Origin of the sequence: Streptomyces sp. SS1-1 (assembly GCF_008973465.1) — a bacterium.
GTDB lineage: Bacteria > Actinomycetota > Actinomycetes > Streptomycetales > Streptomycetaceae > Streptomyces.
Genome location: NZ_WBXN01000004.1, coordinates 198,143 through 210,850, shown reverse-complemented (window position 1 = coordinate 210,850; position 12,708 = coordinate 198,143). Strand labels below are relative to the sequence as shown.

General features: G+C 71.3%; 11 protein-coding genes and 1 pseudogene. 8 read left to right on the top strand and 4 right to left on the bottom strand.

What is annotated here, in order from left to right; all coding sequences use genetic code 11:
• Positions 1-22: 22 nt before the first annotated feature.
• From F8R89_RS02050 to F8R89_RS02035, 4 genes and pseudogenes are all read left to right on the top strand, one after another.
• Positions 23-1,357 (top strand): annotated as a pseudogene (locus F8R89_RS02050) (type I polyketide synthase); the annotation flags it as partial.
• 40 nt (positions 1,358-1,397) lie between these two features.
• Positions 1,398-1,943, top strand: coding sequence for a flavin reductase family protein (locus F8R89_RS02045; protein ID WP_151782313.1), 546 nt, complete (start codon positions 1,398-1,400; stop codon positions 1,941-1,943).
• 113 nt (positions 1,944-2,056) lie between these two features.
• Positions 2,057-3,346 (top strand): LLM class flavin-dependent oxidoreductase, encoded by a 1,290-nt coding sequence (locus F8R89_RS02040; RefSeq protein ID WP_151782312.1) that lies wholly within the window; start codon positions 2,057-2,059, stop codon positions 3,344-3,346.
• A gap of 114 nt (positions 3,347-3,460) precedes the next feature.
• Positions 3,461-4,204: a thioesterase II family protein gene (locus tag F8R89_RS02035; protein WP_151782311.1), complete on the top strand. Its 744-nt coding sequence runs from the start codon at positions 3,461-3,463 to the stop codon at positions 4,202-4,204.
• Between the two features lie 46 nt (positions 4,205-4,250).
• Here F8R89_RS02035 and F8R89_RS02030 read toward each other — a convergent pair whose 3' ends face one another.
• A complete protein-coding gene (locus tag F8R89_RS02030; protein WP_151782310.1) occupies positions 4,251-4,616 on the bottom strand; it encodes a hypothetical protein in 366 nt (121 codons plus the stop codon).
• Positions 4,617-4,716: 100 nt separating this feature from the next.
• Here F8R89_RS02030 and F8R89_RS02025 point away from each other — a divergent pair, with 100 nt between their 5' ends.
• Together F8R89_RS02025 and F8R89_RS02020 are read left to right on the top strand one after the other, a co-directional pair.
• Positions 4,717-5,691: an ATP-binding cassette domain-containing protein gene (locus F8R89_RS02025; protein ID WP_151782309.1), complete on the top strand. Its 975-nt coding sequence runs from the start codon at positions 4,717-4,719 to the stop codon at positions 5,689-5,691.
• A gap of 40 nt (positions 5,692-5,731) precedes the next feature.
• Positions 5,732-6,475 (top strand): ABC transporter permease, encoded by a 744-nt coding sequence (locus F8R89_RS02020; RefSeq protein ID WP_151787950.1) that lies wholly within the window; start codon positions 5,732-5,734, stop codon positions 6,473-6,475.
• Positions 6,476-6,573: 98 nt separating this feature from the next.
• Here F8R89_RS02020 and F8R89_RS02015 read toward each other — a convergent pair whose 3' ends face one another.
• From F8R89_RS02015 to F8R89_RS02005, 3 genes are all read right to left on the bottom strand, one after another.
• Positions 6,574-7,314: a TylF/MycF/NovP-related O-methyltransferase gene (locus F8R89_RS02015; protein ID WP_151782308.1), complete on the bottom strand. Its 741-nt coding sequence runs from the start codon at positions 7,312-7,314 to the stop codon at positions 6,574-6,576.
• A 281-nt stretch (positions 7,315-7,595) separates the two neighbouring features.
• Positions 7,596-9,656 (bottom strand): MMPL family transporter, encoded by a 2,061-nt coding sequence (locus F8R89_RS02010; RefSeq protein WP_225994296.1) that lies wholly within the window; start codon positions 9,654-9,656, stop codon positions 7,596-7,598.
• A 379-nt stretch (positions 9,657-10,035) separates the two neighbouring features.
• The gene (locus F8R89_RS02005; RefSeq protein ID WP_151782306.1) at positions 10,036-10,791 is read right to left on the bottom strand and encodes a TetR/AcrR family transcriptional regulator; all 756 of its coding nucleotides are present in this window, start codon (positions 10,789-10,791) and stop codon (positions 10,036-10,038) included.
• A 409-nt stretch (positions 10,792-11,200) separates the two neighbouring features.
• On the opposite strand from F8R89_RS02005, the gene F8R89_RS02000 reads away from it, so the two are divergent.
• Together F8R89_RS02000 and F8R89_RS01995 are read left to right on the top strand one after the other, a co-directional pair.
• On the top strand, positions 11,201-12,436 hold the full coding sequence (locus F8R89_RS02000; RefSeq protein ID WP_151782305.1) for a cytochrome P450: 1,236 nt from the start codon (positions 11,201-11,203) through the stop codon (positions 12,434-12,436).
• A gap of 15 nt (positions 12,437-12,451) precedes the next feature.
• Entirely contained in the window at positions 12,452-12,646 is a 195-nt protein-coding gene (locus F8R89_RS01995; protein ID WP_151782304.1) for a ferredoxin, read from the top strand.
• Positions 12,647-12,708: the final 62 nt, after the last annotated feature.

Here is a 12,708-nt window from a genome sequence, read left to right as displayed (position 1 = left end):
CACGGCGGACACCGAGAGGATCGTGGCGGCGCTGCGCACCTCCGTGCTGGAGAACGACAAGCTCAAGCAGGAGAACACCCGGCTGCGGCGCGCCGCCGGCGAACCGGTCGCCATCATCGGCATGGCGTGCCGCTACCCCGGCGGAGCCGACTCGCCGGAGGCGTTCTGGCGGCTGCTCACCGAGGGGCGCGACGCCGTCACCCCGTTCCCCGCCGACCGCGGCTGGGACATCGACGCCCTGTACGACCCGGAGCCCGGCAGGCCCGGACGGACCGTCACCCAGGAAGGCGCGTTCCTGCACGACGCCGCCGACTTCGACGCCGACCTGTTCGGGATGTCCCCGCGCGAGGCCCGCGACATTGACCCGCAGCAGCGGGTCGTGCTGGAGACGGCGTGGGAGGCGCTGGAGAACGCCCGGATCGACCCGCTGTCCCTCAAGGGCAGTTCCACCGGCGTCTACTGCGGCGTCATGTACCACGACTACGACGGCGCCGACGGCGGCGGCAGCCTCACCAGCGGCCGTATCTCCTACACCCTGGGACTCCAGGGCCCCGCCGTCTCCCTCGACACGGCCTGCTCCTCGTCGCTGGTCGCCCTGCGGATGGCCACGCACGCGCTGCGCACCGGCGAGTGCTCTCTCGCCCTGGCCGGCGGCGTCACCGTGATGTCCACACCGGAGACGTTCGTCTACTTCAGCTCGCAGCGCGGTCTCTCCCCGGACGGACGCTGCAAGTCCTTCGCGGACGCGGCGGACGGCACCGGCTGGGGCGAGGGCTCGGGCCTGCTCGTCCTGGAACGGCTGTCCGACGCCCGGCGCAACGGCCGGCGCGTCCTCGCCGTCGTCCGGGGCGTCGCCACCAACTCCGACGGCGCGTCCAGCGGCATCACGGTCCCCAACGGACCGGCGCAGCGCCGCGTCATCCGGGACGCGCTGAGGCAGGCGGGACTGCGGGCCGACGAGGTCGACGCGGTCGACGCGCACGGCACCGGCACCCGGCTCGGCGACCCCATCGAGGCGCAGGCGCTCCTCGCCACCTACGGCAGGGACAGACCCGCCGACCGGCCGCTGTGGCTGGGCTCCGTCAAGTCCAACATCGGGCACACCCAGGCCGCCGCGGGCGTCGCCTCGATCATCAAGATGGTGCTCGCCATGCGGCACGGCGTCCTCCCGCGCACCCTGCACGTGGACGCGCCGACCTCCCAGGTCGACTGGTCGGCCGGTCACGTGTCGCTGCTGACCGAGCCCCGGGCCTGGCCCGACACCGGGCGGCCCCGGCGGGCGGCCGTGTCCTCGTTCGGGATCAGCGGCACCAACGCGCACGTGATCCTCGAACAGGCGGCGCCCGAACCGGGCGACGACGGCCGAGCGGCGAGAGACTGAGACGGGCGGAGCGAGCATGCGCGTACCCACCGAACAGCCCCGCGAGGCCGGCCTGCCGGACCCGGCGCGGCTGCGGCACGTCCTCGGCCATTTCTGCACCGGCATCGCCGTCGTCACCGCACAGGAGGACGGCCGCCCGCCCGTCGGGTTCACCTGCCAGTCGTTCGTCTCGCTGTCCCTGCGCCCCCCGCTGGTCTCGTTCTCGGTGTCCCGCTCCTCGAAGTCCTGGCCCGGGATCCAGCGGGCGGGCCGGTTCTGCGCCAACATCCTCGCCGCCGGCCAAGAGCCGCTGTGCGGGCGGTTCGCGGCCGACGGCGACCGCTTCGCCGGGGCGGAGTGGTGGGAGAGCGCGGCCACCGGATCACCCCGGCTCGCGGGAGCGCTCGCCTGGGTCGACTGCACGCTCGAAGCGGTGTACCCGGGCGGGGACCACCGGATCGCCGTCGGCCGGGTCCAGGACCTCGGCGTGAGCGCCGACGGCCCCGATCCGCTCCTCTTCTACCAGGCACGTTTCCACCGGGCCGCTCCCACCACCCCTAGCGGCTCGGCAACCACCCCCTGATCCGCCCGGCCGACCCCCTCAGTGCCCGGCAGGACGCCCCGCCGGCCCGGCAGCGCGTCCTAGGGTCGGCCATCAGCCCCTTTGTGTGCGGTTACCGTCGTGCGGAGGTACTCATGAGATTCGGCCTGATCTACCACCACCAGCTGCCGCGCCCGTGGGCGGAGGACAGCGAGGAGAGGCTGTACAACGAGGCGCTGGAGCAGATCGAGCTGGCCGACCGGCTCGGCCTCGACTACGCGTGGGCGACCGAGCACCACTTCTTCGAGGAGTACTCCCACTCGTCGGCGCCCGAGGTGTTCCTGGCCGCCGCCGCGGCCCGCACCAAGAACATCCGGCTCGCGCACGGCATCGTCCACATGCCGCCCGCCGTCAACCACCCGGCGCGCATCGCCGAACGGCTCGGTGTGCTCGACCTGATATCCGGCGGACGGCTGGACTTCGGCTCCGGGCAGGGCAGTTCGCAGCTGGAGGTCGGCGCGTTCGGCATCGAGCTGAAGGACAAGTACGAGCAGTGGCACGAGGCGCTCGAAGTCGTCGTGCGGATGATGACCGAGACGCCGTTCACCGGCCACGACGGCACCTGGGTGAAGATGCCGCCGCGCAACGTCGTGCCCAAGCCCAAGCAGAAGCCGCACCCGCCTCTGTGGCGGGCGTGCACGCGCCGCGACAGCATCCAGGACGCGGCCCGCGAGGGCATGGGAGCGCTGGCCTTCTCCTTCGTCAACCCCGAGGAGGCCAAGGAGTGGGTGGACGCCTACTACGGCACGCTCGCCTCGGAGGAGTGCCGGCCGGTCGGCCGCGCCGTCAACGCGAACGTCGCCATGGTGCTGCCCTTCATGTGTCACGAGGACGAGGAAGTCGCCCTGGACCGTGGTCTGGAGGCGGCGCACTTCTTCTCGTACTCGCTGATGCACTACTACATGACGGGTGAGCACCGGCCCGGAGTCACCGACATCTGGGCGGAGTTCCAGGAGGCCAAGGAGGCGCTGGGCTTCACCCGGACGCCGGCCGCGCCCGCCGAGGACGACGGCCAGGGCGGTGTCCAGCAGGCGATGATGGACCAGGTCGGCATGTTGCGCCGCGGCATCGGCACACCGGAGCAGATCCGCGACATCGTCCGGCGCTACGAGGCCGTCGGCGTCGACCAGATCATCTTCTCCGTGCAGATCGGCAAGAACCGGCACGAGCACATCATGGAGTCCCTGGAGCTGTTCGCCCGCGAGGTCATGCCGGAGTTCGTCGAGGGCCGCGACCGCAAGGAGGCCGAGAAGGCCGAGCGGCTGAGCGTGGCCGTCAAGGAGGCACTCGGCCGCGTCGAGCACGGCACGACGGACGTCTCGGACTTCGCCATCGCACCCGAACTCTCCCTGCCCGGCTACCAGGACGACGAGGACGACGACTGACCGGAGGACCGGGCCCGGCTCCCGGCCGGATCCGGCTCCGGTGACCGGCACCGGCGACAGACACCGGGCCGGGCCCGCGCGGCCCGCCCGGTCCGTACGACGAAGGGACAGGCAGTGACCGTCGGCACCGGCGAGTGGATCCGGCGATTCCATCCGGCTCCGCGGGCCGCCGCGCAACTGGTGTGCCTCGCACACGCGGGCGGCGCCGCGTCCTACTTCTTCCCCGTCTCCCGGGCCCTGTCACCCGCCGTGGAGGTGCTGGCCGTGCAGTACCCCGGCCGGCAGGAACGCCGCCGGGAGACGCCGTACGAGGACGTGGGGCTGCTCGCCGACGCCGTCGCCGGGCAGCTCGCGGACGTCACGGACCGGCCGCTGGCCCTGTTCGGGCACAGCCTCGGCGCGACGGTGGCCTTCGAGGTCGCGCGGCGGCTGGAGGCCGCCGGGACCACCCCGCTGGCGCTGTTCGTCTCCGGGCGCACGGCACCGTCCCGGCACCGCGCGCAGTGGGTGCACCTGGGCGACGACGAGCGGCTGCTCGCCGAGATCGTGAAGATGGAGGGGACGGAACCGGCGATGCTCCAGGACCCGGAGCTGGTCCGCATGATCCTGCCCGCGCTGCGCAGCGACTACAAGGCCGCGGAGACCTACCGCTACCGCCCGGGCGCCCCTCTGCGGTGCCCGGTGGTCGCGCTCACCGGGGACGCCGATCCCCAGGTCACCGTGGCGGAGGCCGAGGCGTGGCGGGAGCACACGACCGGGCCGTTCGAGCTGCGGGTGTTCGCCGGCGGCCACTTCTACCTCAACCGGCACGCCACGGACGTGGTGGAGCTGATACGGCAGCGGATCGCGCGTCCCTGACGAGCCGTTGCTCCGGCCGCGTCGCGGCCGGAACGAGGGAGGCGCGCTAAGGGCGGTCGTCACGGACCAGTTGCGCCTCCCGCAGTTCGTCCAGCCATTTCTGCACCGCGTCCAATGTGTCCGACGCGTCCTCCTGCCACATCTCGGCGATTTCGTCGATGGCGAGATGCGGATCCCCGCCCCAGCGCTGCAACGCGATCCAGGCCACCGTGAACGGCGGTGGGTAGAAGAACTCCTGTTCCGTTCTCAGATTGCACAGTACGAGCCAGCCGTCCGGATTCACCGCGACCTCGACACCCTGCTCCCGGTGCAACGGCACGCCTGCCCTCCAAGTCGTCGACCCCTCGCACGCGAAGTCCTCCACGACCGCCGCGAGTTGGGCATCCGCGCAGCTCACAAGGCGGGTGGACATCGGACTGTGTATGGGATACGCTCAATAGCGTACGGTACACGCAGATCGCCTTCAAGATGCTGCGGACATGCTCTCCGGACGGTGAGAGGTGCAACGGCGAATGACCCACGAAATGGCTGTCGAGGCCCGTGGACTACGGAAATCCTACGGAAAAGTACAGGTGCTTCAGGGCGTCGACCTGAGCGTGCGGAAAGGCAGCGTATTCGCCCTGCTCGGGCCGAACGGATCGGGAAAGACGACCACAGTCCGCATTCTGTCGACTCTCACCTCCCTCGACGCCGGAGAGGCGAAAGTCGCCGGTTACGACGTCACCAGGGAGCGGCGCAAGGTCCGCCAGCGGATCACGCTGACGGGGCAGCAGGCGGCGATCGACAAGAACCAGACCGGCGCGGAGAACCTCTACATGATGGCCCGTCTGTCGGGCCTGTCCCGCGCCGAGGCGCACGAGCGCGCGCGGTACCTGCTCGAGCGGTTCGACCTGACGGAGGCGGGCGGGCGCAAGCTCAGCACCTACTCCGGCGGTATGGCCCGCCGCCTCGACCTCGCGGCCAGCCTGGTCAGTTCGCCGTCGGTGGTGTTCCTCGACGAGCCGACCACCGGTCTCGACCCGCGCAGCCGGCAGGCGCTGTGGGGAGTCGTCGCCGCGCTCGCCGAGGGCGGTCTCACCGTGTTCCTCACCACCCAGTACCTGGAGGAGGCGGACCGCCTCGCGGACCGCATCGCCCTCCTCGACGGCGGCAAGGTGGTCGCCGAGGGCACCCCGGACGAGCTCAAGGAACGGGTCTCCGGGCAGCGCCTGGACCTCGAACTCGCCGACCGGGCCGCGTTCGACACCGTGCTGGCGCTGCTGGGGGAGCGGGCGTCCACCAAGGACGCCGGCCTGCTGACCATCGGCGTCGCCACGGACGGTTCCGCGCAGCGGGTCCGGGCCCTGCTCGACGAGGTCGACCCCGACGGCGACCGCGTCGCGAAGTTCAACGTCCACAGCGCCACCCTGGACGACGTGTTCCTGGCGCTGACCGGCCGCACCGCGCAGGCGGAGGCGGACGAAGCGAAGGAGACCGCCGGTGTCTGAGAGCATCGCGCTGACCGCGAAACCGCGTTCCGTGGGCACGGTGTCGAGCCTGCTGACGATGATCGGCCGGTGCACCCGTCTGACGAGACGTGACGTCGACGCGCTGATCATGTCCCTGATGCTGCCGATCATGATGATGGTGCTGTTCGTCTACCTCTTCGGCGGGGCGATCCAGACGGGTGGCGACTACGTCACCTACGTGGCACCCGGCGTGCTCCTGCTGTGCACGGTCTGGGGCGCCGCCCAGACCGGCGTCGGTGTCGCCAACGACATGAGTACCGGCATCGTCGACCGGTTCCGGTCGATGGACGTCGGCGGTGCCGCCATGCTCGGCGGCCACGTCATGGCCAGCATCATCAAGAACATCACCTCCACCTTCGTGGTGATCGGCGTCGCCCTGCTGATCGGGTTCCGTCCCAAGGCGGACGCGCTCCAGTGGCTCGCCGCCGCAGGTGTGCTGGTGGCGTTCATCCTCGCGATGTCCTGGCTGGCGGCGGTCGTCGGCCTGCTCACCAAGTCGACGGACGCGGCCGCGAGTTTCGCCTTCGTGATGATGTTCCTGCCCTACGTCAGCAGTGCCTTCGTGCCGATCAAGACGCTGCCGAGCTGGTTGCAGGGGGTGGCCGAGCACCAGCCGTCCACCGCCATCATCGAGAGCGTGCGCGGCTTCCTGCTCGACCGTCCGGTCGGCGACCACGCCTGGATCGGGCTCGTGTGGTCCGGCGGCATCCTGCTGGTCTCCGTCGTACTGGCCGGCGTCTTCTTCCAGAGGCGGGCCGACTGACCTGCCGGCGGCTCCTCCCCCGGGCCGCACGGCCGGAGGCGGCCTCCACGACCGGTGTCGTGGAGGCCGCCTTTCCGTGTGTCTCCGGGGCGCTCGGCTCAGGACTCCTTGCGCCACCAGACGCCGACGGAGTCGGCCGCCATGATCTCCTCCTTGATGCCGTGCGCGTCGCGGTACTCGTGCACCGCGGCCCGGCACGGCGCCATGTTGTAGTCGTCGATGATGACGAAGCCGCCCGGTGACAGCTTGGGGTAGAGCGCCGACAGCGAGTCCATCGTCGAGACGTACAGGTCCCCGTCCAGCCGCAGCACCGCCAGCGACTCGATGGGCGCGGCCGGCAGGGTCTCGTTGAACCAGCCCTCCAGGAACTCGACCTGGTCGTCCAGCAGGCCGTAGGACGCGAACACCGCCCGGACCGCGTCCGCCGGGACGCTGAGCACCGTGTTGAGGTTGTGCAGGGCCATCTCCTGGTCCAGGGGATGGCTGCCGTCGCCTGCCTCCGGGACGCCCTCGAAGGAGTCGGCGACCCACACCCGGCGGTCCTTCACCCCGTGCGCCTTGAGGATGGCGCGCATCAGCACACAGATGCCGCCGCGCCACACGCCGGTCTCGATGAGGTCGCCGGGCACGCCGTCGGCGAGGGCGGTCTCGACGCAGTACTGCACGTTGTCGAGGCTCTCGGGGCTCACCATGGTGTGCGCGCTGAACGCGGCCGGCCGGGCCTCCTCCCCGTCCGCGCCGGACCCGGCCGGCCAGTCCGCGGGGGTGTCCATCTGAATCCGGTTGGTGAGCACCTTCTTCAGCAGCTCCAGGTAGAGCCCGGTGCCGGTGTCGGTCATGCCGCCTCCTGCGATCAGCGTGTCGGTCCCACCGCCGGCCCGACGCCGTCCGGCGGCCCGGCACGGTGTGCGCGGCGACCGACGCGGCGGGCGGGGGCCGGCGCATCCCGGGCCGACCGTAGCCACCGCGGGGGCGCGGCGGTCCCCCTTCCGCCCCCTAACCGGAACCGGCTGCATGGCCCCGGCAACGGATCCCCGGCGGGGCGCACGCACCGGGCCCCCGGCGCGAGTTCCGCGTCCGGGGGCCCGGTGTGTACGTCGTATGCGGCGTGCGGGTCGGGTCAGGGTGCCACCGTGGCGTCCGCCCGGGGGCGTTCCGCGGCCGAGGCGGGCCCGGGGGTCTCGCCGAGCCCCCGGTACAGCCTGCCCGGCCACCAGCTCGCCCGGCCGACGTCCAGGGACAGCGCCGGCACCAGCAGCGTGCGGACGAGGAAGGCGTCGAGCAGGACGCCGACCGCGACGACCACACCGAGCTGGACCATGTCGATGACCGGCATCGAGGTGAACACCGCGAACGTGGCGGCGAGGACGACCGCCGCCGAGGTGATGACGCTTCCGGTCACCGACAGACCGCGCCGGACGCCCTCGGCGTGCCCGTGGAGCTGGGCCTCCTCGCGGACCCGGGTCATCAGGAAGATGTTGTAGTCGACGCCGAGCGCCGCGAGGAACACGAAGCCGACGAGCGGGAGCTGCCAGGCGACCCCCGCGTGCCCGAAGACGTGCTCGAACAGCATCCCGGACGCCCCGAGCGCGGCGAAGTAGGACGCCACGACGGTCGACAGCAGGATCAGCGGCGCGACGAGCGCCCGGAGGAGGATCACCAGGAACAGCAGGATCACCGCGAGGACGACCGGGATGACGACCCGCAGGTCACGGCCCTGCGCGCGGTCGATGTCGAGGGTCTCCGCCGTGGTGCCGCCGACCAGCGCCCGCGCACCGGGCACCGCGTGGACGGCCGACCGGACGTCCTCGATGGTGTCCATGGCCGCGTCGCTGTCGGGTGCGTCCTCGAGGACGACGTCGATCGTCACCCGCTTCCCGTCGGGGCTCGGCGACCGTTCCCCGACCTGCACCCCGTCGACCTTCTCCACCGCCGCGACGACGGCGTTCTCGGCGCCCGCGTCCGCGACCACCACGGCGGGGTCGGAGGCACCGGACGGGAAGTGGCGGGCCAGCTGCTCCTGGCCGGTGACGGACTCCGGCTTCGTCTGGAACACCTCGGACTTGCTCAGCCCCAGGTTCATGCCGAGCGCGCTGACACCCAGGGCGACGATCACGGCCAGCGAACCCAGCCACACCAGGCGGGGACGGCGCCCGACGACGTCACCGACGCGGGCCCACGCGCCCGTCGCGGACCGCTCGGCCTGACCCAGCCGCGGCACGAACGGCCAGAACACCCAGCGGCCGGTCAGCACGAGCAGCGCCGGCAGGATCGTCACCATGGCGACGTAGGCGCACAGCACACCGGTGGCACCGACCAGCCCGAGGCTGCGGGAGCTCTGCATGTCCGCCAGGGCCAGACAGACCAGACCGACCACCACGGTGCCGGCGGACGCCAGGATCGCGGGGCCCGAACGCCGCAGCGCGACCCCCATGGCCGTGTGCCGGTCCTCGTGGCGCCGCAACTCCTCGCGGTAGCGGGCGATGAGGAGCAGCGCGTAGTCCGTCCCGACTCCGAACAGCAGGATCATCAGCAGGCTGGAACTGGCCGGGTTCACCGGCAGACCCGCGTGCTTGGCCAGGAGGTACGCGACACCCTGCGTGAGGACGGCGGCGAAACCGACCGACAGCAGCGGCAGCAGCCACAGGAACGGGCTGCGGTAGATGAGCAGCAGCAGGACGATGACGACCGAACTGGTCATGATCATCAGGTTGACGTCGAGGTTCTCGAAGGCCTGCGTGTAGTCGTTCAGCAGGCCCGCGGGGCCGGCGACCGCCACACCCAGACCGGCGGGGGCGCCCTCCTCCGCCCTCTCGCGCATCTCCTTGACCGCGAAGTCGATCTCGACGTCGTCGCGGGTCAGCGGGACGACCGTCATCAGCGCCTTGCCGTCCCGGGACGTCACGGGCGCGGCGACGCTCCCACCGCCGTCGGCCAGCTTCGCGAACGTGGCGCGGTCGGCCTCGGCCTTCTTCCGGTCCGCCGCCCGGATGCCGCCCTCGCGGGTGTAGACGACGACCGCGGGGGCCTGCTCCAGCGCCTCGCTGTACTTCTCCAACTCCATCATGACGGCGGTGGATTCGGCGCCGCGGGGGAGGGAGCCCGAGGGGCTGCGGTCCTCGTAGTCCTCCAGGCCGCCGAACAGCGGCGTGAGCAGGCCGGCCAGGAGCAGCCAGCCCACTAAGACAAGCCACTTGGTGCCGCGGCCACTGGGGACCCTCGCGAGAAGGCCGGGGGAATCACTCATGATGACGTACCTTTCGTCCCCGGCGCGCCGGGAGCCACAGCTGTCCAGGGGCCCGCCCACCACCTGGGCGGAGATGACGCACACGCCGGCCGCGGCCGGTCGCTCCGGCCGCCGGCGCATGCCGTGCCTGATGGGCGCCACGCTTCTGCGTACGGCGCACGCGTATAGGCTACGCAGTACCGGAAACGACCGTCAAGAACCCCGTACGGGTGCTGTGGGAGGCATGTGACGGAACGTCAAAAAGCCGCGCACCCGGCGGAGTCGGGCCGACTCCGGGGTGCGCGGCGCAGCAGTGGAGGAGGTGCGGAAGCCGTCAGTCCCGCGTCTGGTCGATCAGGGCGCCGACGCCGTCGAGGATGCGCTCCAGACCGAAGACGAACTCGTCGTCCGGGCCCGCCGGCGCGTCCAGCACACCCGCGGCGATCACCTTGTTCAGCGCCGGGAAACGGTCGGGCCCCACCAGCCGGCGCACCAGCTGCCCGTACGACGCCATCGCCGCAAGCTCGTCCGGCGCCTTCGCCATGAACGTCGCCTCGACGTCCGCGGAGACCGTCGCCTCGCTGCGCGTGTAACCGCTCAGCAGCATGATCACGGACAGCTTGTCGCCCTCGGACAGCGGCGTGTCGCCCAGGCAGCTCAGACCCCGCTCCAGCCAGATGATCTGGTTGGGCGTCACCGGCGGACCGGTGATCGGGATGCGCAGCGCCCACGTGTGCTTGCGCAGGATGGTGTGCTGCTCCCACGCCCACCGCGACAGACCAGCGCGCCACCCCTCGTCCGGCGTCTCGGGAAGCGAGGGAGGGGTCTGATAGATCGCGTCCATCATCAGCACCAGCAGCTCGTCCTTCGAGGCGAGATACCGGTACAGCGCCATCGTCGACGCACCCAGATCCGCCGCGACACGGCTCATCGAGACAGCCGACAGGCCCTCCGAGGCGGCGATGGCCACGGCGGCGTCGACGATGCGCGCGAGGCTCAGACCGCGCTTCGGACCCTTGGTCGGCCTCTCCCGCAGCCCCCACGCCTGGCCGAGGTAGCTCGGCAGGGTCGGTTCCCCGCTTGCGTCCATCGACTCACTTCCTTCAAGAGATCCTGCCGGGGGCAGAACCGGTCGTCCTGCGGATCAGTCTAAGCGGTGCCCCGTCCGCACCGAACGGGGCTACGCCGCCGGACATCCGACGACACCCCTGCTGACCTGCCCGAACGCCGTGCCCCTGGAGCCGTCGTGGGTGCCGGCGCCGGAAGAGACCGGCGGCTGTGCGCGGGCAACGCCCCCGAGGCCGGGCGGGACATCACCCGCCGTACAAGGACCATACGTCACCGCGCGGGACCCGGGGCATGCACGGTCTAGGGGCGACCCCAGCCCGCCGACCGGGCGCCGCTAGGGGTCGCGCGGCGACCTTAGGGGGGTCTCCCGGCTCCCCGGCCCGACGGTGCGCGCTTGGATCGAGCCACGATCGACGAGAGGACTCCAGGCGATGACCGAGAACGCCGAGCGCGGCACTGCCACCGGGTTACTCCCGGTGTTCCCGCTCGACCGCAGGAAGTGCCCGCTCTCGATTCCGCAGGAATACGAGGCGATGCGCGCCGACGAGCCGGTCGCCAAGGTGATCAACCGCATGACCGGCAAGCCCGCCTGGGCACTGACCCGCTACGCCGACGTACGGCAGGTGCTGGGCGACCCGTCGATGAGCTCCGACGCGCGCAACCCCGGCTACCCGCACCAGTTCCAGGTGCCGGAGGAGATGCTGCCCTACATCGCGTTCCCGTTCGCCGCCATGGACCCGCCGGAGCACACCGTGCGCCGCCGCCTGGTGATCCCCGAGTTCACCGCCAAGCGGATCGCCGAGCTCAGGCCGCGCACCCAGGCGATCGTCGACGCCCGCATCGACGACATGCTGGCCAAGGACGGCCCCGTCGACCTGGTCGCCGAACTCGCCGTGCCGGTACCGTCCCTCCAGTTCTGCGAGATGCTCGGCGCCGACCCCGAACACATCGGCTACTTCCGCGACTACGCCGAGACCACCACCGGCCGCGACTCCAGCATGGAGGCCGTCGCCGGCGCGATCGCGCAGATGGACGAGTTCCTCGACGAGCTGATCACCGAGAAGACCCACACCCCCGGCGAGGACCTGCTCAGCCGCATCGCCGCCAAACTGCCCGAGGAACCCACCCTCGAACACGACGACCTGGTGGCCATCGCCCGGCTGCTCGTCATCGCCGGCTCCGACACCACGGCCAACATCATCTCGCTCGGCACCCTCGTGTTCCTCGAACACCCCGAGCAGCTGGCCGAGGTACGCCGCGACCCGTCGCTCCTGCCCGGCGCCATCGAGGAACTCCTGCGCTTCCTCAGCATCCTCGACTCGGCCACCGTCCGCGTCGCCACGAAGGACATCGAACTGGCGGGCGGCGAGATCGTCCGGGAGGGAGAAGGCGTCCTCGCCCTCAACGGCGCCGCCAACTGGGACCCCTCCCGGTACCCCGACCCCCACCGCTTCGACATCCACCGCGACGCCGAAGGCCACATGGCGTTCAGCTACGGCAACCACATGTGCCCCGGCGCCAACCTCGCCCGCATGCAGCTCGAAGTCGTGTTCGGGACGCTCTTCAGCCGGATCCCGGACCTGCGCCTCGCCGCCCCCGCCGACGAACTGCCCTACATGTTCGACGCCCACGCCTACGGGCTGCACGAACTGCCCGTCACCTGGTGACACCCGGTGGGGACGATGCGGATCACGACCGACCGCGAGACCTGCGTGGGATCGGGCGCCTGCGTCTTCCACGCCCAGGGAGTCTTCGACCAGCACCCCGACGGCCGGGTCCTCCTGCTCGTCGAGGAACCGGACGAGGCACTGCGCGCCGCCGCGCTGACCGCCGCCGCGAACTGCCCGGTCAACGCGATTTCCGTCAACGACGTCTGAGCCGCGTGAGCTCCACCGCGAGCTCCGCCGCTCCATGAGACCTACCCGGAACGGGGTTCGGA